The following is a 24,756-nucleotide window of genomic DNA, read 5'->3' as shown; positions in this document are numbered from 1 at the left end:
TGACGATTACGAAGAACTATTTAAAAACTTATTGAAAAACCTTCCTCGTTCATAGGAAATTAATTCTTAATTCCGATCGAAGCATATTTACATATTTTTACTGTTTTAAATTGATTTTATTTTATATAATATCCCCTTTTTTCGAGTTGTATATCAACTTCCCATTATTGCTATAATATGTAATTCTATTTCTTACTTATTTCACCTCACTTCAATAGCCTGCAATTGGCAACTGGAAATAATTAAAACAACAGAGCCCTGCTCATATTGATATGACACCTAACGTTCCACGAATTCACGACGTGGACATCCTTCCGATTTCTTGTCCATGTCGTGAATTCGCTGTTGTACTAAACCGCTAGCGCGGTAGCTTTTGAAGCTTTATATTTGCAAGTTTTATTTCTTACTCTTTTTCAAGTATCATGGTCTTGTTACTTATTCACTGACTTGAAAGGAGTTTTTTTATGTATGAAATTTATCGTCAATCTTTAATTAAAGAAATGGAGCTTCGTGGTTATAGTCCTAGGTCTATCGAATCTTATTCTAAGTACCTCTTACGTTTTCTTAATTTTACAAACAAACCTATCGATTCTCTTGTTCCTGAGGATTTAAAATCTTTTCTCTATTTTTTAATTTCTAGAAAATTGTCTACTTCTTATATCAATAGTGCCTATTCTTCTACCCAACTTTTCTTTACTCTTGTTCTCAAAAAGCCTTTTAGTCTTAATGATGTGCCTCGTATTAAGAGCTCTAAGAAGCTTCCTGTTGTTTTATCTCGCTCTGAAGTAGATCAGATTATTTCTGCTACTACTAATCTTAAGCATAGGGCCATCTTAATGACTACTTATTCTGCAGGTCTTAGAGTTAGCGAAGCTGTTCGTCTCAAAGTTTCTGATGTGGATTCTAATAATATGCAACTCCACATTCATTCGGGTAAGGGTGATAAAGATCGTTATGCTATCCTTTCTCATCAGAACCTTTTATTGCTTCGAGAGTATTTCAAAGTTTATCGTCCCACCGATTGGCTTTTTCCCAGCGGTGCTAACTCTTCGATGCATTTAACATCTAGGACCGTGCAGAAAACTTTCAAAGCCTCTACTTTAAAAGCTGGTATTTTAAAACCGGTTACGGTTCATACCCTTAGGCATTCTTTTGCTACTCATTTACTTATTGCTGGTACTGATATTTATACCATTATGCAACTTCTTGGTCATACTAGTATTCAGACTACTTCTATTTATCTTCATCTTGCACCTTCTAAGGTGCTTTCTGTTATCAGTCCCCTTGATAGGGAGGTGTCAGATTTTGAGTAAGATTAAGTCTATTTTATCATATAATGTTATGAATTATATGTCTAATTTTTCTACTTCTATTCAACAGGTTAAAGCGGTTAATTCTATTGTTTCTTGTCGTACCCCTAATATGGGTTCTCATAAGCTTTCTTGTGATTGTGGACATTCTAAAGTTGTTTCTAATTCTTGTTCTAATAGACATTGTCCTACTTGTGGTTCTTTTAAGAAAGAGTTATGGGTGAATAAGCAACAGGAATCTTTGTTGCCTTCTCATTATTTTCTTCTTGTTTTTACTGTACCTGATACTCTTAGGTCTATTATTTATTTTAATCAAAAGGTCCTTTATGATCTTCTTTATGATTCAGTTTCTAAAACAATTTTAGACCTTTCTAAAAATGACCTTGGAGTTATTCCTGGATTTTCTTTAATTTTACATACTTGGAGCCAAACCCTTATGTTTCATCCTCATCTTCATTGTGTTTTAGCTGGTGGTGGTCTTTCTAAAGATGAATCTTTTTTTAAGTCTTTTAAAAAGAAGTTTTTTCTTCATGTAAAGGTTTTATCTACTGTTTTTAAAGGTAAGTTTCTTGATGGTTTTAAAGCACTTTATAATAATGGAGATTTAAAGTTTCCTTATGATTTACAGTTTCTTAAGTGTCATGATGATTTTGCATCTTTTATTGATGATCTTTATCTAAAGGATTGGATTGTTTTTTCTAAACCTGTTTTGAAATGTTCTAATCATGTAATTAAGTATCTTGGGCGTTATACCCATCGTGTTGCAATTTCTGATTATCGAATTGTATCAACGGAGAATTCTAAGGTTACTTTTTCCTATCTTGATAATAAGGATGGTGGTAAAAAGAAGTTTATGTCTTTGACTTATGATGAGTTTATGAGACGTTTTCTTATGCATGTGTTGCCTCATCGATTTGTTAAGATTAGGCATTATGGCTTTTTGACTAATCGTTTTAGAGCTAAAAAAGTAGCTCTTTGTCGTAAGTTTATAGCTAAACAAAGTGGCGTTGTTTTAACAGTTACTCCTTCTATTCATAAGTTTGAACTGCTTATTAACCTTATCGGCAAGGAGAAGTTATGTTGTCCAAACTGCGGTAATTTTTACACTTATGTTCACGAAGTAAATCTTAATTAGGAAATTTTTTAATTTTATGTTCTTTTTTTTAAGCCTCTTTAGTGGGGAGGGGGAAGCTATGCTCAAAACACTGTTTAGTATTAAAATTTAAGCTCAAAAACAACTTAAAGTCATAAAAAAGCTTGTTATAATGACATGGTTGCTTACATACTTTCCACTAGGGCCGCGGCTTCGTACAACAAAATATCTCAACCATTATTCCTCATCCCCTGGATGGGGTTTTTTGTTTATAATGGTCAATATATTTCTATTAGTTATGTGAAGTTGCCAACGGAAGTTAAAAACAAAAAAATTTTTATCGAAATAAAGCAGTTATGCATCTATTATGTTTAAAATAACTAGTTTGTTGAATAAGTTGACAATAATAACTTGTTTTTTGATTATTTAACCTTTTATCAACTTTTAATTTAACTTTTATAAACAAAAGGACTCCTTCATCTGTAATAGCAGAAACCCATATATTTTTAATCTCTTCATTACATATTTTTATCATTAAATTAAAATACCTATTTATATCTGCTTTTGAGTTGTTTTCTAATTCACTAGTTGGTTTTGCAGAACAATATAAAGGTGATGGGTATTTTACCTTTTCACAGTAGTCAAAATATTTTGATACTATTTTCTGTTGGTTTTTTGTGAAATATTCATCACTAAAAGCCATTATATTTTTTAAATTAGTTGCGCAGTTTTTTGAAGTTAAAAATTTGATAAAAAATGGAACATATAGCTCTTCACTTATTTTATCTACACTATCGATATCAAAATCTGAATCAATGTATATTTCTAACACTATCTTATCACCCTTAAAATCTTCTTTGTATTCATCATTCTCCCGCTGAAAGGCTAAAGTATAGTGACCAATGTTTTGAATTTTTAATTCCATATCTTTATCATCTGCTTTCGTTGCCGTGTAGCTTCCAAAAAATATTGTTGCAATGATTGCAGCTAATAATGTACTGTATCCACCCATATTTTGGAGTATTAACCGAAACACAAAGCAAAATTCTGTCAATTTATAATTAGATATACCTATCCATAAAAAAGTTGACATTAAAAATAAAACTGTTATTGCAATTACAGAAATAATCACCGGAATTAATATTTTTAACGTTTTACTCCTAAATTCTCTTTTCATAAGAAAAAATCTCCTTTATTCTCTTGTGATTTACTAGTTGGCAATTTCATAGTCACGATAGAGCCATCGGTTACCCGATGCCCCTCGCACAGATCCCAGCGTGCGGATTTCCCGCACTGGGCTCCTCAGTTGTAAAATCTACTTCCATATTTCAGCAACTTATCTTTATTGTCATTTGTTGATATCTTGATGCTATATAGGGTTTTAAGAGTTTATACTTTTTTATTACTTTTCCAAACGCTTCCCATATAAAACTTTTTCTTTGACTACGTCTATTTAACCACTTGTATAGAGTTCCTATTATTATCCTGTATACTTGGGTTATTTTCTTGCTATTTCCTATTGTAACCTCGTAGTTTTGTATTTAGTTCTTTAAACATTTTCATCAAACGACAATGTCTAGTTTTCCTTATCCATTCTTTGAACTTTTGTATGGTCCTTTTGAATCCTTTTTTACTAGTCTTATGGGTGATTATATCTTTTCCTTTTCTTGACTTTTCCCATCTGAATGTAAATCCTAGAAAATCAAAGGTATCATTCTTTTCTTTTTCAAATCTACTAAACCTAATCATTTTTGTTTTTTCTTCTGCTAATGTTAACCCAAATTTTCCTAGCCTTTTCCCTAGAGTTTTCATAAATCTTTCAGCATCTCTTTTATATCGAAAGGCGCAAACAAAGTCATCTGCATATCTCGCCAGCTTACATTCACCTTCACTTTTAGGTTCAACTATTTTTTCAAACCACAGGTCTAAAGCGTAGTGTAAATATCTGTTTGCTAGTATTGGACTTATTGCACCACCTTGTGGTGTTCCTTTTTGTGGTTTTTCTATTTCTCCTGTTGGTTCTATAATGCCAGCTTTAAGCCATTTTTCTATTAATGTTATTATTCTTTTGTCTCTAACTTTTTCTTCTAGCATTCTTTTTAACCATTGATGATTGACATTATCAAAGAATCCCTTGATATCAGCTTCTACTATATAGGTGTATTTTCCGAAGTTCAGTTCTTTTCCTAGATATTCTACTGCCTGTTTTGCGCCTCGGTTTTTTCGATATCCCATACTACTTTCTATAAATTCAGGTTCATATATGGCTTCTAGTATTTTCTTTGTTGCAATTTGTATGGTTTTATCTTTTACCGTTGGTATTCCTAATGGTCTTTGTCCTCCACCAGGCTTTTCTATATATGTTCTTTTTACTAAGCTTGTTCTATATCTATTGGTTTTCAACTCTTCTTCGATTTTTGTTACTTCTTCTATCAAATTTTCACCGAATTCTTTTGCACTTTGCCCATCTATTCCACTTGATGCTTGTTTATTTATATCTCTATAGGCTTTTATTAGGTTTTGTCTGTTTAGTAATTGATATAAGTTCTCGAATTTGTGTTTTTTATTCTTAGTTGCTTTCCTTTCGATTTCATACAGGGAGGTTTGCAATGTTTTACCCAGCCCTACTTGTCTAGTCATTGTTTCCTTTGTATGATTCATACTCCTGTTTCTCCCTTCCCCTTGTAGCCAGCTCTCCTGACCTCTGAGTACTATGAAGAAATCCGACTCCTCATTACTCTTCAGCCATCCTCTTTTTCGATTGGGTAGGCTTACCAATCTTTGTTGGAAGTATTGAGGTCTCCCAAGTTCCTGACATTTCTCTTCCTACATACCACGTTCTTTGACCCCGGCAGACCCTCTAAAGTCTTGCCTTTATCGACTTCTTTGTATTGACTTCCGTGACGTTAAACACGTCGTCATCTGCGCTTCCTCTATTTCTAGAGCAACATTAACTGGGCTCAATGTGCTTCAGGGATTATGGTCTCCCTTATGGTCTATAGGATTCTCTGTGTACGCTTTACCTTTACTGTCTCCAGTAACGGCACAACACTCGATAAAGGTGGTTGGCTAGACCTTACCTTGCAAAGACTCTCACTTTGCCAGAAATGCCAAGCTTCGCTTGGCGCACTAACGTTTTGGCTTCACGACGTCCTGGCCCCTTAGAGTCTCCGCTTATGGCTGTGAGCCTGCGAACGCCTAATGCGGTGACGTCCCGACGGGCTTAGGGGGCTGGATGTGGTCATTCGCTTCTCAGAATGACCCTTGCGTGAAGCTGGTGTTAGCAGATGTATATAACGGAAACTTTCAATATACGTTAACCGTAGCTTCAATGACATCAAGGAATATATTATATAGGCCTTCCGTCACACGCTTAAATTCTTCATCTAGTCCAGCAGTATGAGCTGAATATGGTGGACTATCATTCCAAGAACCCATTCCTCCAAAGCACCAAGCTAATGAAACTGTCTCAATCAATCTATGATTTAACTCTGGATATGAACCTGAAATATGGTTTGATACAACTGGTTCATCATCAACCAGTTTCTTTCTTGCTCTCTCGAAAAAAGAAACCCAAGATTCTTCTCTAATATTCTGCGACAGTTCAATAATATCAGTTAGTCTCGAATATAAAGCCTCCTTAAGACCTTCAGCTGATTCAATAATACCTGAATCCAATAAATTTGATGGCAAACCATAGAACTCAACATGCCACTTATTAATGTACTCATCTCTATACCATCTTCGGTACCAAGCCAGTAGTGAACCATTATCTTTCATCGTTAGCATACACCACTTTGGTACACCATTTGCAAAAGCTGATAAATTTATATCTTGCTCCTCAACTTTCCCTAGACTAAGGAATACATCTTTAGTATCACAACTTACAAGATACTCATACCAATCATTAACTGAAGATGCAACTTCTCTAAATTTCTGATCCTTCCCCCTAACCAATTTTTCAATAAACGTCGGTTGGCCTTTTATAAAAAACTTCACACTCTCGATATATTGGGCTTGTGAAAACTCTGAACTTCCTCCACGTATTATTGCCTTTGCATTGGAAGATATCTGAACCAAATCTAGTAATTCACCATTCATTAGATTCTCTCCTCTTAACCTAGTTATATATGTCTGCTAACTACTGTATCTATGAACACAATTTCATCTATACCCCCTATAGGGCGGTATTCACGAACCAAACTTCACAAATATTACTTATATACTATGATTTGTAAAAATATACTCATAATTACATTAATAGCATTATACCACAAGAACGCTCCAAATTAATAGCTTTTTATGACACAAATACACAAAAAAACTGATTAAGTGTCAAATTCACTCAATCAGTTCTGTGTTGTGTTAATTATTCAATTATACCAAACCATTTATCTACTCAAAATTCTCTTACTACTTCCTTCAAGCAATAGCTCTATTCTCTCATCCATACCCATATTTCTATAATTCAGAACATATCTATTATCAACATCTGATTGTATCTCTACATTCGTTACCCCTGCTTTATCTAAGTAGCTGTTTACGATCTGAACATTTTTCTCTATGATTTTTGCTCTTTCAGGTTTTTCTACTGTTTCCTTTGCGTATGTTGCTAATAATATTAATGATTGTTTAATGCTATCCTTTTGCATATTATCCTCCAAGTATTATGTTATTAGTTTTATTAGTTTCTAAGGTGTTGTCTGATTCAATGCTTCTATATTGCCACGTATACTATATATAAACAGTCTGTGTAAGGATCTTGTTAATGCCACGTACAGAAGTTTTAAGTCTAGGGCATTCATTGTAAATCTTTCTTTTATGGCTGCTAGTATGACTGCGTCGAATTCTAAGCCTTTTGCTAAGTAAGATGGCACTAATATAATGCCTGCCCCGTAGTTTTCTTGACTTTCGTCTATTACTTGTAATTCTGTAAGGCCTTTTTTAGATAGCTCTTTTTTTAGATACATACATTCTTCTGCTGATTTACATATGACTGCAATGGAAGTATAGTTGTCTTTTATTTCTTCTATGCTCTGGTAAATTGCCTCAATGACTTCATTTTCATTATCAAAACTTTCAATCTCTGGTTTTTTACCATGTCTGATAACTGGTTTTGCTAGGTCCAATTGGTTGTCCAGTTTTTTGATGACGTCATTAGCCAATTCCATAATCTCGATTGTGGTTCTGTAACTTTGTACTAAGGTCATATAATCTGTTTTGTTATCAAATATATTGTTCATTACTTCATCCCAAGTGTTAATGGCTCTATAAGAGTATATGCCTTGTGACAAGTCTCCTAGTAAGGTGAACATATTTGTATTGAATATTTGTTTTAAGGCGTATATTTGTAATGGACTGTAATCTTGTGCTTCGTCAATGACTACATTTTTTATGGAGTACTTTTTATCTAAGCCAAAGATTTTATGTCGCATATAGGCTATAGTTGATAAATCTTCTAAGTCAAAAGTTTTTTTGCTTATAGCACTCTTAACATAGTTTGATAAGTACTCTATTTGCTCTTTTGACAAGTCATTACCCACATAGGACATCAAAGTCTCTTTATTAGTAAATAAATCCTTATAATAGTCCATTAATTTTGTTTTAGGGAATTTAGTAATGTATTTTCTAACTAAACTTGTAGAATCTTTTCTTAGGGTTTCTAGTTTCTCATCTCTTGCATTTATGAGTTCTACAAGTTTTAATCTTCGTTCTTCTGATTCAAATTCTTTATTTCTTATGTGTTGTATTTTTCTGTCAAACTCATTTTCTGTTTCTCTTAAGATTTGTTTTTTTACTAAACCGAATCGGTATTTAAGGTTTTTCTTTATTTCTTCTACCCTTTTGTATAAAGGTATTCCTTCTAAATCTACTAAAAACATTCGCTTAATGTTCTCTTTTTTTACAATAATGTTTTCTTGTAAAGCAAAGTCTTCATCTGGTACAAATGTTTCTTTTATAGTAGATATATAATCATCTATTATATCCTTAACTTTTAAAGAGCCTTTAAAAGATAGTAACCATTTTAATAGATCAACATTTTCATTGGTTTTGTTTTGAATCAATGTTTCCATATCTTCAAATGGATTTTTGACCTTGAATTTAAACCCTATAAAGTCTTCCATCAACTCAGTAAATGTAGTTTGGTTTACATCTTCTACGCCAAGTTCAGGTAGGACTTCTGATATATAGTTAATAAATAGTTTATTAGGGGCTATAATCATAAAGTTATCAGGGTCAAATATGTTTTCATAGGTGTAAATAAAATAGGCTATTCTATGAAGGGCAATGGTTGTTTTCCCACTACCTGCTACCCCTTGTACAATTAAGGGGTTTTTAAGTTCTGCTCTTATGACTTTGTTTTGTTCTGCCTGTATGGTTGATGCAATGTCTTTTAATCGATCGTCTGCATTTTCTTCTAATGCAGCTTGTAAGAAAGCATCATTTGCAGTGATATCTATATCTACAAAGTTTTCTAATTCACCTTCTGCTATGGTGAATTGTCTTTTAAGAACCAGATCAACAATTTCTTCGCCACCTGGAGAATCATAGGTTACTTCTCCTAATCGACCGTCATAGTAGACAGAGGCTAATGGTGAACGCCAATCTAAGATAACTGGGCTATTGTCTTCTTTGAATAGGGATGTTTTACCTATATATAATTTTTCTAATTCATCTGAGGCTTCAGATTTTATATCTATTCTTGCAAAGTAAGGTTTTTTAACTGCTTTTTTGTAACTGGTATAATTCTTTATAGCCGTTTCTAGAAGGTTCGAGTTGATGATTATGTTTATGTAACTTTGACTACTGTCTTGAGGGTCTAAGTTTTCATAGGCCTCTTTTATATTGGATTTAAAGTTGTTTTTGTAGTCTTCTGTTGCATTTATATTTTGTATCAAGTAATCTATCGTATACTCTAATCGTTCTCTTTCTTCCTGATAGGCTTCTTCCTTATTTTTAGACATAAAAAACTCCTCTAGGAAATATTATATATTTTTCTTATAGAATTATAAGAACACACTATTGATAATTATATAGAATAAGTGCTAGGTATTCAAGTTATACTTTAAATTAATTTTGTAAGTTTATGTTCTTGAGTAATGGTGGGGGTTCATTATCCTATGAATTGGTATTGGTTGGGCTAGTTTTTATATTTTTAATACTATTTTTGGTAAAAAAGAGATGATTTAAAATAAGAGAGATTCTTTTAAGCATATTAACCTAAAGAATCTCTCTTATTATTTTATACCCATTGATCTAATATCTTTTTATATATCTTTGTACTTGGAATCCCTTCTTGAAATTCTAGTACCCCATTAATATATACTAAAGGAATTATTGCCCCTTCTTTTAGCTCTTCTTTAACTTCTTCATAGTTTTCTAAGTTCTCTTTTACAATGTCTATGAAGTTAATGTCTACTTTGTCTTGTATATCCATTTTGCCTATAAATTCTAAGAATTCCTCATAGGATTCTTTATTGGTTCTTGTATTTTTGTCACAATACGTTTTGCCACAACAACTTTTTCCTAAGACATAGCTTTCTATGCCAAAGATATCTATTTTAATTTTACTCATAATGGTCTCCTATTCTTAAGTATTTACTACCCTTTATATTATAAAGTATTTCACCTAATTTTTAAAGTACCACCTTTAAAGGCAAATAGATAAGTGCCTAGTTCTATCTGTCATTTTATGGTATACTAAAATTCTTGATTATAACTGAAACATTACAAAGGAGTTGAAATAATGGAATACACAGGTGAAAGAGTTATACCTAAAATTATGAATCCTAAGAATGGGATGTTAATAGAACATATAGAGCGTTATATTTTTGCAAAAGATTTTTGTAAAGGGAGAGTTTTAGATATTGCTTGTGGCGTTGGTTATGGCGCTGAACATGTTCTAGACAATAATGAAATTACTGAATTTGTTGGCATAGATGTGGACCCAGCGTCTATTGAATATGCTAAAACCCATTATAACTTTCCTAATACAAAGTATTATGTAGACAATGCCCTTAATGAAGACTTACATAATATCTATGGTACTTTTGATACCATCATTAGTTTTGAGACCATTGAACATTTCAGTGAAGATGCGCTATTTATAAAGAATTTATACAATCTATTAAAGCCTGGTGGCAAATTAATTGTTTCTACCCCATTTGGTAAAGGCAAAGATTTTCCTTGTAAAAATGAATACCATGTCTATCAATACACCTGTGAGGAGTTTTTAGATGTCTTAAAGCCATTTAAAGCCGTTACAATGTATAATCAAGTAGATGATATTATAGAGATCCCACATCCAGATAAAAAGTATTATTTAATGGTTGCTGTTTGTGAGAAATAAACGCATATTTACTTAAAAGGGACTGTCCATATAGGATCAGTCCCTTCATTAATCTAAATCTTATTGTGCAAGCACTTCTTCCCAAGTTGTTACTGGCCATTCATTAATAAATAATTCTTCTATTGCAGGCTTTGCTAGTTCTCTAATGGCATCTGCATCTGGGTATCCTAAGGTCATTCCTGCATTTTGTAAGTATTCTAGTCTTGCATTGTCGCTATCCATTGTTACTTGAGTAGCCCATTCACTAGCTTCTTTCATCGCTCTCTCAACAAGACGTCTTTCTTGTTTTTTCAGACTGTTATAAGTATCGTTATTTATTGTAATATATCCAACGGCACATAAGTGATTTGTTATTGTTAGATGAGATTGTACTTCTGCTAAGTTAAATGACATAATCTGTGTCAAATCACCTTCTGAAGCTTCTGCTGTCCCATCTGCTAATGCTTGGTAAAGACCTGTTAATGGAACAGCAACTGGATTAGCTCCAATTTGACTCCATACGCTTATCCAAGTATGTACACCAGGTAACCTTAGTTTTATATTTGCTATATCACTAGGCCCACTAATTGGTTTGTTAGATGTCATTTGTCTGTATCCGCGGAAAACTGTTCCTAAACTTTTCATATTTCCATTTTCTGATATTAAAGCTTTTGATTCGTCCCCTAAAGGTCCATTCCACACTCTTAGGAAATGGTCATAGTCTTTTATAACATATGGTGCGTTAAAGAAAAAGTATTCTGGTGAGAAAACTTCAAGAGGTTCGCCACCTGTTAATTGGATATCCACATCACCTGAGGCACATCTTAAATTTACATTTTCTTCTGTATCAAGACCTGCTTCGATTATGACTGCGATTTTACCCTTGCTACTTTGTTCTACAAGCTCTTTGAATTTTTCTGCTGTATCAGCAAGAATATGCCCTTCTCTAAATGGTGTAGCTACTTTTAATACAACCTTTGGTACCTTTCTACCTTTGTCTTTGTTGTTTTTAGCATACACTGGCAATGTCAAACTGAAAACCAGCGCAATAGATAGTGTTACAACTAAAAATTTCTTAATTGTTTTGTTCATTTAAACTCCTCCTTCAAAAATGTTTGAAAATAATTAGTATACTGTTGAATTATAAAAATATAACCCTAGAGAAATTATAAATATAAACTCAAAAAATGTCAATAAATAACTCAAATATTCCAAATAGTCATATATGACTAATAAATTCCAATAATAACAAAAACTCCCCTAATGGGAGCTTTATTATTTATCTTCTTATGGTTACTTCTGGAAAATATGCTGCCCATACAAACCAATAGGTATCGGCATGACGAATCCATCTTAGTTGTGTACCTTTATAGAATCCATCTATTGCTACTCCTAAGCTACTCCATTCTGAATTTGTTTCTACATCAAACAATCTATTGTCCACTACATAAAAGTTGAGTTTTATACCATCCACATAAGGGCTAAATACTGAAGTTGACCCAATATCTCTTCCGTCTGCAATAGGATCACTTAAAGGTGAGATCATACCAAACTTATGAAAGATAATAAAATCCTCTCCTTCAAATTCATTTTCTATAACTTTTCTTCTAAGGACATCTGAGTAAGAATAACAAATAGATCTATCATCATTCCATATACCAACGACTCTTTCCATTGCAGGTAGGCGTGGGTCAATTTGTTTGTAAAAAAACAATGGTTTTTTAATAAGGTCGTAAGCAATATAAGGATTTTTTGTAATTGGTCTTAATATGCCACGTACGTTAGCGACAACTGTACCATCTGGAAAATCTCTTTTATAGCTTGAATAGGATACTGTATTTTTCGGAATATAACTTAATTGGTTACCAGCATAATCACCTGCAAGACAGATTCCTGTTAATGAATCCCATAAACTTTCAGTTTTGAAATCATAAAAAACAACACAAGAGTTATAGAGCATACCTGAGAACCCAAAGGTAAGGATTTCTTCCTGTACTTCTCTATTAAATACAAAAGCAATATTACATAATGGACAATAGGTTATAACGATAGGTATATCCCCCAAAAAGTCATTAATTACTGGATTCCAGAGTAGTTCTTTTATGGGATATGCTTTGGTTATTCCATTAACATTAGCAACGATAACAGGTTCGTCATCTTTCATTCCTCTTATTTCATCTTTTACTGGTCTTTCTACTAAATCTTTTTCTGTTACAATTCTATCTTTTGGTTGAAGCTTTGTTAATTCACTATAAGGAACAATATGTTTGCTCCAGTTGGTATCTAAATCCATTATATGAGATATTCTTATAATCTCCTCTGGAAATTCACTTTCTTGAGTATATATTTCAGGGGAATTTTCATTTTCTTCATGGTATAGGGTTAAATAGTAATTTGATGCTTGATAATAATCAAAGGCCTTATCCCTATCAAATTCTTTGATGTCATCAAACAAGTTATAATAATATAGACTCTTAGCCCATAATTCATTTTTATAGTTGCTGTTTGTTGTTGTCATATACCCTCCATAAAAGCAAATCATCTACATATTAGATTGATTTATATTATGTTCTTTTTATGAGAAAGGTACTAATAAATATACAATAAAAAAAGATGCACCTATTTTTTTCAATAGGTGAATCTTTTCTTAGTAAGAACTTTTTGTAAATAGTTTTTATATATTATTAAATACCTTGCTTGGTACTTCATTAAATAACGGACTAACCGATTCTTTTCTGTCAATTCTAGCTATGGTTTCAGCAAATAAAGGGGCTACAGATACAATTTTTATTTTATCTGAGTCTTTAACAAACGGGTTATTTACTGAATCTGTACTAATTAGTAATTCAATTGGACTGTCTTCAATTTTTTTGACACCTTTTTCATTTAAGACAATATGGGATAATGCTGCATATATCTTTTTAGCGCCTTTTTCTTTTAAGGCACGGGCCACATCTATAAGTGTGCCCCCAGAAATACTAAAATCATCTACAATAAGGGCATTTTTTCCTTGTACATCACCAACAATGTCGATAACATTAGCGTTTTCGCTATGATCCACTCTTTCTTTATCCCCTATAGCAACAGGGGCGTTAAGGTATCTAGCATAGCTTCTAGCCTCTTTAGCAAACCCTGAGTCTGGAGATACAACTATTAGATCTTCAATATTCAAAGTTTTAACATACTCACATAAAATAGGTAATGCAAATAAATGGTCTACAGGTATTTTAAAGAATCCTTGAATTTGAGGACTATGTAAATCCATTGTTACAACTCTATCTGCTCCAGCCAATTCAATGCAATCAGCACAAACCCGTCCTCTTATAGAAACACGAGGTTCGTCTTTTTTGTCTCCTTTGGCATATGAGAAATAGGGCATCACAACGGTAACAGAATGAGCACTTGCTCTTTTAAAGGCATCCATCCAGAAAAGAATCTCCGTAAACTCATTGTTTGGGTGTAATCCAATGGACTGAACTAAGTAAACATCTTTGTCTCTAACGGTCTCTTCAGCTTTAACATATGTGTTGCCTTCTGTAAAGGTAAGGACTTTTGATTTACCTAAGTCAGTGCCTAAATACTTACACATTCTTTCAGCAAATTCTTTTCCTGTGCTTCCTGCAAAAATTTTTATCTCCATGTGAATGACCTCCATCATAATTACATTAGCTATAATTTACTGTTTTACTTATGTTCTGATTTTTTTATTCTTTCATTAATCTTATCGGTTAATTCCTTCGGATAATTTAAGAATTCTAGAATTTTTATAGCATTTTTTGTAGAAGAAATACCTTCTTTAATTTTATAATCAAAAATCATGCCTTCTTCTTCAGAAACTTCTTCTTTAAAGTAATAACTCTTATAGCCTTCTAACATAGGTATTAATTGCAAGTCATGGGTAGCAACAAATGTTAGGGTATTGCTTTTATTAAGATAATTAAGTATTTCTGCAGCTGCATTAATTCTTTCTACCGGGTTTGTTCCTTTAAATATCTCATCAATAAGGGATAAGCAGGTAATATCTTCCTTACTTGATAAGATGATCCTTTTAACTGCTTCTGCTTCACTTAAATAATAACTTTTTCCTTGAAGGACATCATCATTTAAGCTTATAGAAGTAATGATATTAAAAATACTAGCGGTATATGTCTTTGCCAGTACTGTATTTATTGTTTGAGCTAATAATGCATTAACACCAATAGTTCTAAGAAAAGTTGATTTTCCACTCATATTAGAACCTGTAATTACAACATCAAAATTATTAATTTCTAGGGTATTAGAAATGGGGTCATCTAATAAAGGATGTACCAACCCTTCTACATTTAATGTTTTTTTATTATCTGTAAAATTAGGCTCGGTGTAATATTCTAAACTGTCTCTATAATAATTGATAGCAATATTTACATCAATTTCTCCAAGGAGTGTATAGAGTTCAAAAATGTCTTCTCTGTTTTTTTCAAATCCTGTTACAATGTTAAAGAAGTTCCTTTCTTTAACGAATAAAAAGATATTGATATAATCAGCTATAACATTCAACCCTTGAATCTTAAATAATACAGAAGCTTTTCTTAGAATAGGTTTACATTTGTTATGAGTGGCCTTAAGTTTATTTTTATAATCTGCTACACCTTCTGGAAGCATATCTCCAATATTATTACTTCTCCCAATGAGTTTGGTTATATAATCAACAAATTGTAATTCTCTATGGATAACATCCTCAATTTTATAATGCATTACAAGACTTAATACAAATAAAATAATGGCATTAATAATAAACATTGGTAGTAAAAATACAATCAAAGCAATAAGATTGGCCACATTTAAAAATGCCAACAATCTACAGATATTCTTTAAAGGTTTGTTGGGTTTGATTTTATTAAGCACCTGGATTGTATCTACATCATATTTGATTCTACCTATTCTAGCTAATTCCCCTCTAATGGGTTCACTAATTTCTTTGTTGTTCAGTTTGTTGATTACGTTACCTTTCTCTAATATAGGCCCTTTATCCATTGCTGGACTTCTAAGGGTCTTATATAAAACTTGTTCTCCAGGTGTTGTAATGGTCCAGTCTAACTTTGAAAATACTTCATTCATATTTAAATCATGCCAAGTACTATCATCTAGGGTTGGATACATTTCATTCTCTAAAGAGTGTTTATAAAAAGATTCTAGGAGTTTGTAATTGTATTTTTTCTTTAATTGACCTATTTCATCATTGGTTTTTTTTGACTTCAAAATTTATCACCTGTTTAATTATTTTTATTAATCATTTATTGACCATCAAAAGTTTCAATGTCTTTGAAATTTTTTAACGCTTCCAGTAAATATTCCCAAGTTCTTTTAACAGAACTAATACTAAAATTTTCTTTAGGGGTGTGCACATCAAAAATATCTGGGCCTAAAGATATTAAATCTAAACCTTCTATTTGCTCAGCAAATACACCACATTCTAATCCAGCATGAATTGCTTTAATCAGTGGCTTTTTACCATACATCTCTTCATAAGTTCTAATAAAAAGATCTCTTAACTTGGACTCTTTATTGTATTCCCATTCAGGATATTCTGCAGTTTGAATAAACTCTGCTCCTATAAAATCAGCAAAAGCTTTGATTTGATTTCTAATATCATATATTTTAGATTTTACAGAGCTTCTAATGGCAAAAATAAGCTTTACTTTATCTTCTTCATTAACTAAAACCCCAAAGTTTAAAGAACTCACAACAAGGTCTTTAATATCAGCACTCATTGTTTGAATCCCATCTGGTAATGTTAGCATTAAGAAGAGTAAATTTTTCTTAAGGTTATATGAGAATACTTTATGTGGATTCTCAACTTTATCTAGTACAATCTCAATATCAGGGTCACTGGTTTTAAACTCATTTCTAAAAACAGCTTCCATATTCTTAACAACTTTTTCAAGGGCTGGTATCGTACTTTCAGCTAAAGTTATTGTGGCAAATGCTTCCCTTGGAATAGCGTTGTCCTTTAGACCACCACCTATATCGGCTATAGCATACTCTATCACATCATTCAATTCATTTAACAAACGACCCATGAGCTTATTAGAATTGGCTCTATGTTTATCTATTTCCATTCCTGAGTGTCCACCTTTTAATCCTTTAATAAGAATCTTAAAGGCTGCCTCATCTTTATTGTCTATAACTTCTTTTTGTAAATTTATAGATGCTTTTAAACCACCTGCACAACTTACAAGTAGTTCCCCTTCTTCTTCCGTATCTAAGTTGATAAAATACTTCCCTTTTAACTGTTTACAGTCTAGTTTTAGAGCACCTTTCATACCTACTTCTTCATCTGTAGTAAGCAATACTTCTAAAGGTGGATGAGGGATATCATTACAATCTAGTAACGCCAAACCGTAAGCCACAGCAACACCATTGTCTGCACCTAAAGTCGTCCCATTAGCCATTAACAAGTCATCTTTTATAATTAGCTGTAAGGGCTCTGTATCAAAGTCAAACTCTGTATCCATGTTTTTTTCACATACCATATCTAAATGACCTTGTATAATAACCGTTGGAAGATTTTCATACCCTTTCGTTCCAGGTTTTCTTATAATGACATTAAAGTATTCATCTTGATAGACAGATAAATTTCTTTCTTTGGCAAAATTCACGCAATAATCACTAACTTCTTTTTCATTTCCTGATTCCCTTGGGATTTGTGTTAGCTTTTCAAAGTAATAAAAAACGGATTTTGGTTCTAGATTACTAAGGACCATTTCCTCACCTCTAATTAAAGTTTATAGTTATATAAAATTAGGATATGAAAGGAAGATATGTTATATGCACGTAGAACAAATTGACTTCATTATATTTAACCCAAGAGTAATAATCCTGGTGAAGTCAATTTGTTCATGGCATCAAGCTTTTTTCTTTGTTGCGAGAAAAGTCAGCCCTTCTAATCATAAGTTTTATATACTGGGAAAGTAACGCTTTCCTAGTATATAAGAACTTTTGTATCTTCTTCATATCCCTATTAAATTTATGCTAGAAAATACTTTTCCAACAATTAAAATTAATTTTTATAACTGTGAATTGGTGCTGGAATTCTTCCACCTCTTGCAATAAATCTATCACAACTGTATGGGTTCACTGGCATAATTGGTGCATACCCAAGTAAACCACCAAATTCTGCAGAATCCCCTACTTTTTTACCTATAACCGGTATAATTCTTACAGCCGTTGTTTTTTGATTGATCATACCAATGGCCATTTCATCTGCAATAATACCAGAAATTGTTGTTTCTTTAGTATCACCAGGAATTGCAACCATGTCTAATCCAACAGAACATACACATGACATTGCTTCTAATTTTTCAATGGTTAAAGCACCAATAGTAGCTGCCTTAATCATACCTTGGTCTTCACTAACTGGAATAAAGGCACCACTTAATCCACCAACATAAGAAGAAGCCATTGCCCCACCTTTTTTAACTTGATCATTAAGTAAAGCTAAAGCTGCCGTTGTACCAGGCGCACCTGCATACTCTACACCAATTTCTTCTAAAATATCAGCAATACTGTCACCAATAGCAGGTGTAGGCGCTAAAGAAAGGTCAATAATACCAAATGGAATGCCTAATTTCTTAGAAGCTTCCATTGCAACCAATTGTCCTACTCTTGTAATTTTAAAAGCTGTTTTCTTAATAGTCTCACATAACTCACCAAAATCAGCACCTCTAGCAGATTCAAGAGCTTTCTTAACTACTCCTGGACCACTAACACCAACATTAATAACTGCATCATATTCCGTAACACCATGGAATGCGCCAGCCATAAATGGATTGTCATCAGGTGCATTACAGAAAACAACAAACTTAGCACAACCAATAGAATCTTTATCTTGTGTTAGTACAGCTGTTTCTTTTATAATTCTCCCAATCATTTTAACTGCATCCATATTGATACCTGTTTTAGTTGAACCTACATTAACAGAAGAACAGACTCTTTCTGTTTTAGCCAATGCTTTAGGAATAGAATTCATAAGCATTCTATCGCTCCTAGTCATACCTTTAGAAACAAGAGCAGAAAAACCACCAATAAAATTAACGCCAACTTCTTTAGCAGCCTTATCTAAAGTCTCAGCAATAGAAACATAGGCTTCTTCATTGTCAAAATGAGCCACTAAAGAAATAGGTGTAATAGAAATTCTCTTATTCACAATAGGAATACCATATTGAGTCTCAATCTCTTTACCGACTTTAACCAAATCTCTAGCTGTCGTCGTAATTTTGTTATAAATCTTTTTCTTTAACTCTTCAAGATTACTATCAGAGCAATCTAAAAGATTAATACCAAGAGTAATCGTTCTAACATCAAGATTCTCTTGATCGATCATTTTATTTGTTTCATTAACTTCAAAAAAATTAATCATTACGCCAACCCTCTCTAGATTCTATGCATTCTATTAAAAATATCTTCATGTTGTAATCTAACATTAACACCAATATCTTCACCAAGTTTCTTAAGCTCAGAAACAACGGTCTCAAATGGTTTATCAACCTTAACAACATCAACAATCATCATCATATTAAAGAAATCCTGAACAATCGTTTGAGAAATATCTAAAATATTAATTTGATTATCCGCTAAATAAGTACAAACATTAGCAATAATACCAACCTTGTCTTTTCCAACTACAGTAATAATACATCTTTCCATGGTAAATCCTCCTAAAGTAATAGTTATATTTATATAATTTTAATTATTTATTTAATTTGTTTTGAATCTCTAATTTATAATATCCCGAGGTAGCTCATATTTAATGCATGGTTCCAGTATGTGATTTGCTATGAAAATAAAGTGACTTTTAAATATTATGAAGAAAACCTTAGCAATCTGAGATGAAGATTCCGTTAAAAGCCTTAAGTGTCTGACCGAAGGGAGTTCTTAAGGCTTAGGAAATTACATCTCAGAGCGCTTAGTTTTTCTCATAATATTTAACGGAACTGTTTTACATAGTAAACCACATACGAAAGCACCCACGACCTAAATAAATCAACAACAAGCCTAAATTGCAATACGCCTAGAACTCTCACTACGACTAGCAACAAACATATTCAAATCACTAGCAATATAATCACTATGACTATTAATCTCCAATTGGACGCTCTGAAAAGCCAATTCTTCAAAATTATTCTCATTGCTTAAATGCCCTAACACAATTTGCTCAAGGTTATCATTAACAAGCTTAGAAATCAATTGTCCCGACATTTCATTAGACAAATGACCATGCTCTCCTAAAATCCTTTGCTTAAGAAAATAAGGATAAGAACCAACTTGAAGCATTTTAACATCATGATTGGCCTCAATAAACAACATATTAGAATCCCTTAACTTTTCTATGATATAATCATTATAATTCCCTAAATCTGTTGCAATACCAATCTTTTTATTATGATTCTTAATGGTATAACATACAGGATCAGCCGCATCATGAGGCGTATTATATGGATGAATGGTTAAGTCCTTTATTTTTAAATCAACATTGCTTTCAATAATATGTACTAAACCTTCAGGTATTTTTCCTAAGGCACTAGCATTTAATATAGCATCCGATGTATTTTTTGTGGCATAAATTGGAATGCCATATCTTCTAGCTAAAACACCAATGCCTTTAACATGATCTGAATGTTCATGGGTTATAAAAATCCCATCAATTTCTGAGGTTTTTAGTCCTATTGAATTCAATCCTGTTTCAATCTTTTTTCCACTTATTCCAGCATCAATAATTATATTGGCATTATCAGAACCTACATAAATACAATTGCCACTACTACCACTTGCAATACTACATAAATACATCGACATTATTTACACCTCAAATTTATTAAAAAGAATATCCTAAAAACTAGGATATTAACGCACCTACTCTAACATGTTCTTCAAAAGCATAAAGATAATTATAACACAATAAGCACTTTATTACAAGAAAGTGTAAGTGGGCTATACTATTTGCTTAAAGTATCATTATCCACGGTAATAATACCCCTACCGTTCTCTTTTGAATAATACATAGCAAGATCGGCTCTATTAAGCAATTCACTTGGATTTTTACAAATATCTGGATAATTGGTTATTCCAGTACTCACATTCACAATAACTTTCTCTCCATTATGATATAATACTTCACTATTAATAGCCTCTTGTACTTCCTTAACAACTTCTAATGTTTCATTAACGGATTTATTTGGAAAAATCATAACAAATTCTTCTCCACCAAAACGACCAACTAAACCTTTATTAATAGAAACGATTTTCTCAGTAACTCTTGCTGCCATTTTTATAACTTCATCACCAAACAAATGACCATAGGTGTCATTTATTCTTTTGAACTTATCTATATCAAATAATGCAACAGAAATACAAGATTTATTCATAATGGCTTCCCTAACGATTTCACTAAAACGGGTTTGTAAATAAGTTCTATTATATACCCCTGTTAATCCATCATGAGTTGCCATTTCTTCCATTTTTGTATAAAGGTTTGCATTGCTGATGGCTATAATAATTTGTGTTGCAATCCCTTCAAAGAATTGTATATTATCTACAAAAGTATTATTGGTTTTTTGTTCAGCAATTAACAATCCATAAGTTAAATTATTCCTAATTAAGGGCATTATCATTAGAGAACCCACAGTTCTATCGTCTAAAAAAGAATAATTTTCTTGTTCCACATTGTTATCCGTAAATGCTTTTGTACTCTTAAAGTACTTATCAAATTTTCCTTCATTAATAAATTGTTCTAAACTTTTAGTGTAATCTTTGCTATAGGTACTTTTTATCTTAAATTGGTATACATCTCTATTGTCGTCATAAATAATAATGGAACAAGTATCTACACCTATGGCTCCAATAATAGAGTCTGTCACCATATCCATTAGCTCATCAATTTCTAAAGATGAACTAATATATTTCAAAAGTTCATTTTGAATATACATCTCAGAACTAGCACGATTAAGTTTTTTATAGGCTTGTTCTAAGTCAGTATTTTGTACAGTTAGTTTTTCATGGGCTTCTTGGAATTTTTTTTGTGTAGTAATTAACTCTTCGTTAGATTGCTTTGTTTTAAAAACAAGATTTCTTTGGATATCAATTTGATCATTTAATTCAATGGCATATTCTGAAATAATATGGCCAAGCCCCATTATTACAATTATAAATGAAGACATAAAAAAAACAATGTCAATACCAATATTTTCAGGATAATTAAAGGTATAGGCCGCGAAAATATAAGATATAATTATTGGAAAAATAAAAACAGCAGAAAGTATATATTGGGATAGTTTGGAGTGTCTGCCCGTTGCAATAATAACTTCAATAAATAGTAAAAGATAAAAAATGGATCCTATTGCTTCTGTATAATTCACTTGTTCAAAAGCAAAAAAAGCAGATAAAAGTATCTGTACATACTTTATAGAATAAAATAGTTGTATTTTATTAAAAAAATCAAATTTAAATATAAAATAGTTTATCCCATGACTTACTACTGCAAGAATTACATAAATCCATAACAATTCATCAGCTCGTCCTGAAATCGTAAATATTAGAATATATATAAGTACAGCTATGGCAATATTATTATGAATATTAATAAAGGTTTTTTCATATCTAAGGAGCCTATCCATGAAACACTATCCTTCCCAATATATTTCTATTTTATCTCCGGATTTTAAAGCTTGTGTATAGGTAACATCATTATTATTTAGCTTTGTAATCAATTTTCCTTTTGGTTTTCTTAAATCAAAATCAATGTAGTCAAATATATCAACGAAGATGTATTCTGATTTGTTTAAAAGCTTTATCTCTTCGTTGTTTACTTTTACTATTATGGATGAAAGAATTCTATCTGACATTTCACTGCTTCCAATTTCATCTACAGTTACAACTGCCTCTTGAAAGGCAATTTCTTTGTTATTTAATAATTCTTCTATTTCCATTGAAGGTTTTTTTTCTTTCCAATTGACATAATCATTATTCTCAATGATTGAGTCTTCATTAACTTTTTCTCCATTAAGGATGATTCTATCAATTTCAATAGTTAAATCCATAAATTCTAATAAGTCTCCAACGGTATAGTTATTTTTAATCTCAATTCGATCATTATTATTAATGATATATTCTTTTGTTATATGTTCTCCATTGGCCTTAATAATAGGAGGGCAGCTAATGTTTTGATTGTTTATTATAAAATGCAGATCCCCTTTAAAGGCTTTTAATTCTTCTACTTTAACAGTAGGGGGTTCTCCACTAGTTGCCTCTATTAATTGTATTTGATCATTATGTACAATAGGTGTATTAATACTTACTTCTTCATTATTTAAAACTATTTTTGCAGACTCACCAAGCATACCTTTAATAACTTGTTCCTCGCCATTAAGGGTAAATGTTAAGCTTTCTCCTCTTTTAGGAAATAAATCTTTATAATTAAATCCAGTTAAAACAGCAACATCAATTACTGTTAACTTATTATTATTATAAATCTTTACAAGCGTATCGTTCACAAATACATGAATGAAATTGCTGTTTTGATAATAAGCACTTAATGCTATTCCTACAGGAGTCACTATTGAAGGGTCTTTCTTAACACCTTTTTTTAATATGTTTACAAATTGTAGAACTTCTGAACCCCTTAACGCAACCCTTTCTTTCGTTAGATTAAGCTTTTGTGAAAGAAGGTCTGTAAAAGAACTTATTTGACCACCACCACCAACACAAAAAACAGCATTAGTTGGTTTATTACCATTAAGTTCATAAATTTTACTTGAAATATTCTCAGCCATATTTTCAATGGCAGGCATAATTGTTTTTATAATCTCACTAGGCTCATACTTATGTGACGTCCCCATAATGTCCTTAAATGAAATCACTTTACTTTTATCTAACTTTAATTTGATTTTCTCAGCCGTTTCAAAATCAACAAGATAATGATGTACAATTTGTTCTGTAATCTCATCCCCTGCATAGGGAATCATACCATAAGCAATAATACTGCCATCTTTTGTAATGGCAATATCAGAAGTTCCTGCACCTACATCTACTAAAGCTAAATTAAGCAATCTATAATTTTCAGGTATTGCCACATTAATAGCCGCAATGGGTTCTAATGTAAGGCTGCTAACTTTTAAGCCTACTTTTTCAATCACTGAATACAAACTATCAATGACTTCTTGAGGTAAAAAAGTAGCCAAAACTTCTGCTCCTATTTTTTTCCCTTTATGGCCATCTAGACTTGTCATAATAAAGTCATTTAAATAATACTTAACAATAGAATACCCAACACAATGGTAAGTGATATCATTGTCATCTGTTGATATCACTTGTCTGTGTGCTTGTTCTACCCCTTGTAGTTCTAAAGAAAATATATGTTCTTTATTGAGAGGGGTCTCCACTTCAAATTCAGACTCCACTTTAACATTCCCTGTTTTTAAGACGCGTCCAGCAGCCGCAATACATACACTTGTTAAAGGCCTATTAATCTGCTTTTCTAAGGCCTCTTTAACTAAGTTCACTGTTTCGGCTACTTTATTTATATCATGAATTTGACCATCAATCATAGCTCTTGTATCATGTTCTATCATATGATGACCAACAATATGAAACTTTTCTTTTTCTTTATAGCCAACTATACCAACAACACTTCTAGTTCCAATATCAAGTCCAAAAACCAAAGGTGTGTTATCATTAAACTGGTCAGTCATTAAGACACCTCCAGATACAATATTTATAAATATAATCATACCAATTTACAAGGGAAATTTCTAGTATTATTTTGAAAATGTAATTTACAAACTTGCTTGCAAGGGTTTGGAAATTACATTTTCAATGAACCTTTTGTCTTTTTCAATGAAAAAGGCATAAGGTGAGTAATTTACAAACTTGCTTGCAAGGGTTTAGAAATTACATTTTCAAGGAACCTTTTGTCTTTTTCAATGAAAAAGGCATAAGGTGAGTAATTTATAAACTTGCTTGCAAGGGTTTAGAAATTACATTTTCAATGA

The 24,756-nt window shown here is 32.0% G+C and carries 19 protein-coding genes; 3 read left to right on the top strand and 16 right to left on the bottom strand.

The features are described 5' to 3' along the window. The first annotated feature begins 464 nt into the window (after window positions 1-464). Window positions 465-1,313, top strand: coding sequence for a tyrosine-type recombinase/integrase (locus EDC18_RS02050; protein ID WP_132249753.1), 849 nt, complete (start codon window positions 465-467; stop codon window positions 1,311-1,313). After that, the gene (locus EDC18_RS02045) at window positions 1,306-2,445 is read left to right on the top strand and encodes an IS91 family transposase (RefSeq protein WP_132249751.1); all 1,140 of its coding nucleotides are present in this window, start codon (window positions 1,306-1,308) and stop codon (window positions 2,443-2,445) included. Before EDC18_RS02050 ends, EDC18_RS02045 begins: the two co-directional genes overlap by 8 nt. 295 nt (window positions 2,446-2,740) lie before the next feature. Here the strand turns inward: EDC18_RS02045 and EDC18_RS02040 are convergent, their stop codons facing one another. The 6 genes from EDC18_RS02040 to EDC18_RS02015 all read right to left on the bottom strand — a co-directional run bounded on the left by EDC18_RS02040 (window position 2,741) and on the right by EDC18_RS02015 (window position 9,979). Beyond that, the gene (locus EDC18_RS02040; protein WP_132249749.1) at window positions 2,741-3,580 is read right to left on the bottom strand and encodes a hypothetical protein; all 840 of its coding nucleotides are present in this window, start codon (window positions 3,578-3,580) and stop codon (window positions 2,741-2,743) included. Window positions 3,581-3,912: 332 nt separating this feature from the next. Then, window positions 3,913-5,064 (bottom strand): group II intron reverse transcriptase/maturase, encoded by a 1,152-nt coding sequence (ltrA, locus tag EDC18_RS02035; RefSeq protein ID WP_243115036.1) that lies wholly within the window; start codon window positions 5,062-5,064, stop codon window positions 3,913-3,915. 645 nt (window positions 5,065-5,709) lie between these two features. Then, complete coding sequence (locus tag EDC18_RS14710) at window positions 5,710-6,504, bottom strand: hypothetical protein (protein WP_132249747.1); 795 nt, start codon at window positions 6,502-6,504, stop codon at window positions 5,710-5,712. Between the two features lie 290 nt (window positions 6,505-6,794). Beyond that, window positions 6,795-7,055 carry a hypothetical protein gene (locus EDC18_RS02025; protein ID WP_132249745.1) on the bottom strand — a complete coding sequence of 87 codons (261 nt, stop codon included), beginning with the start codon at window positions 7,053-7,055 and terminating at the stop codon, window positions 6,795-6,797. Window positions 7,056-7,094: 39 nt separating this feature from the next. Then, window positions 7,095-9,368 (bottom strand): RNA polymerase recycling motor HelD, encoded by a 2,274-nt coding sequence (gene helD / locus EDC18_RS02020; RefSeq protein ID WP_132249743.1) that lies wholly within the window; start codon window positions 9,366-9,368, stop codon window positions 7,095-7,097. A 278-nt stretch (window positions 9,369-9,646) separates the two neighbouring features. Beyond that, window positions 9,647-9,979, bottom strand: coding sequence for a hypothetical protein (locus EDC18_RS02015; RefSeq protein ID WP_132249741.1), 333 nt, complete (start codon window positions 9,977-9,979; stop codon window positions 9,647-9,649). A 171-nt stretch (window positions 9,980-10,150) separates the two neighbouring features. On the opposite strand from EDC18_RS02015, the gene EDC18_RS02010 reads away from it, so the two are divergent. Then, on the top strand, window positions 10,151-10,753 hold the full coding sequence (locus tag EDC18_RS02010) for a class I SAM-dependent methyltransferase (protein ID WP_132249739.1): 603 nt from the start codon (window positions 10,151-10,153) through the stop codon (window positions 10,751-10,753). 60 nt (window positions 10,754-10,813) lie between these two features. On the opposite strand, the gene EDC18_RS02005 is transcribed toward EDC18_RS02010, so the two are convergent. From EDC18_RS02005 to EDC18_RS01960, 10 genes are all read right to left on the bottom strand, one after another. After that, window positions 10,814-11,824, bottom strand: coding sequence for a TRAP transporter substrate-binding protein (locus EDC18_RS02005; protein ID WP_132249737.1), 1,011 nt, complete (start codon window positions 11,822-11,824; stop codon window positions 10,814-10,816). A 187-nt stretch (window positions 11,825-12,011) separates the two neighbouring features. Then, window positions 12,012-13,250: a DUF3179 domain-containing protein gene (locus EDC18_RS02000; protein WP_165878428.1), complete on the bottom strand. Its 1,239-nt coding sequence runs from the start codon at window positions 13,248-13,250 to the stop codon at window positions 12,012-12,014. Window positions 13,251-13,406: 156 nt separating this feature from the next. Next, entirely contained in the window at window positions 13,407-14,372 is a 966-nt protein-coding gene (locus EDC18_RS01995) for a ribose-phosphate diphosphokinase (protein WP_243115035.1), read from the bottom strand. Window positions 14,373-14,416: 44 nt separating this feature from the next. Beyond that, complete coding sequence (locus EDC18_RS01990; protein WP_132249733.1) at window positions 14,417-15,970, bottom strand: MutS-related protein; 1,554 nt, start codon at window positions 15,968-15,970, stop codon at window positions 14,417-14,419. Between the two features lie 35 nt (window positions 15,971-16,005). Further along, window positions 16,006-17,475 carry an aminoacyl-histidine dipeptidase gene (locus tag EDC18_RS01985; RefSeq protein ID WP_132249731.1) on the bottom strand — a complete coding sequence of 490 codons (1,470 nt, stop codon included), beginning with the start codon at window positions 17,473-17,475 and terminating at the stop codon, window positions 16,006-16,008. Between the two features lie 296 nt (window positions 17,476-17,771). After that, window positions 17,772-19,130 (bottom strand): PFL family protein, encoded by a 1,359-nt coding sequence (locus EDC18_RS01980; RefSeq protein ID WP_132249729.1) that lies wholly within the window; start codon window positions 19,128-19,130, stop codon window positions 17,772-17,774. Between the two features lie 14 nt (window positions 19,131-19,144). Beyond that, window positions 19,145-19,417 carry an ACT domain-containing protein gene (locus EDC18_RS01975; RefSeq protein WP_132249727.1) on the bottom strand — a complete coding sequence of 91 codons (273 nt, stop codon included), beginning with the start codon at window positions 19,415-19,417 and terminating at the stop codon, window positions 19,145-19,147. A gap of 348 nt (window positions 19,418-19,765) precedes the next feature. Beyond that, on the bottom strand, window positions 19,766-20,560 hold the full coding sequence (locus EDC18_RS01970) for an MBL fold metallo-hydrolase (protein ID WP_132249996.1): 795 nt from the start codon (window positions 20,558-20,560) through the stop codon (window positions 19,766-19,768). A 146-nt stretch (window positions 20,561-20,706) separates the two neighbouring features. Further along, on the bottom strand, window positions 20,707-22,383 hold the full coding sequence (locus EDC18_RS01965; RefSeq protein ID WP_132249725.1) for a sensor domain-containing diguanylate cyclase: 1,677 nt from the start codon (window positions 22,381-22,383) through the stop codon (window positions 20,707-20,709). Between the two features lie 6 nt (window positions 22,384-22,389). Beyond that, window positions 22,390-24,456 carry a cell division protein FtsA gene (locus EDC18_RS01960; RefSeq protein ID WP_165878427.1) on the bottom strand — a complete coding sequence of 689 codons (2,067 nt, stop codon included), beginning with the start codon at window positions 24,454-24,456 and terminating at the stop codon, window positions 22,390-22,392. Window positions 24,457-24,756: the final 300 nt, after the last annotated feature.

The organism is Natranaerovirga pectinivora (assembly GCF_004342165.1).
GTDB classification, from domain to species: domain Bacteria; phylum Bacillota; class Clostridia; order Lachnospirales; family DSM-24629; genus Natranaerovirga; species Natranaerovirga pectinivora.
The sequence above is the reverse complement of the archived record's forward strand: the minus strand, read 5'-3'. Positions and strand labels throughout refer to the sequence as shown.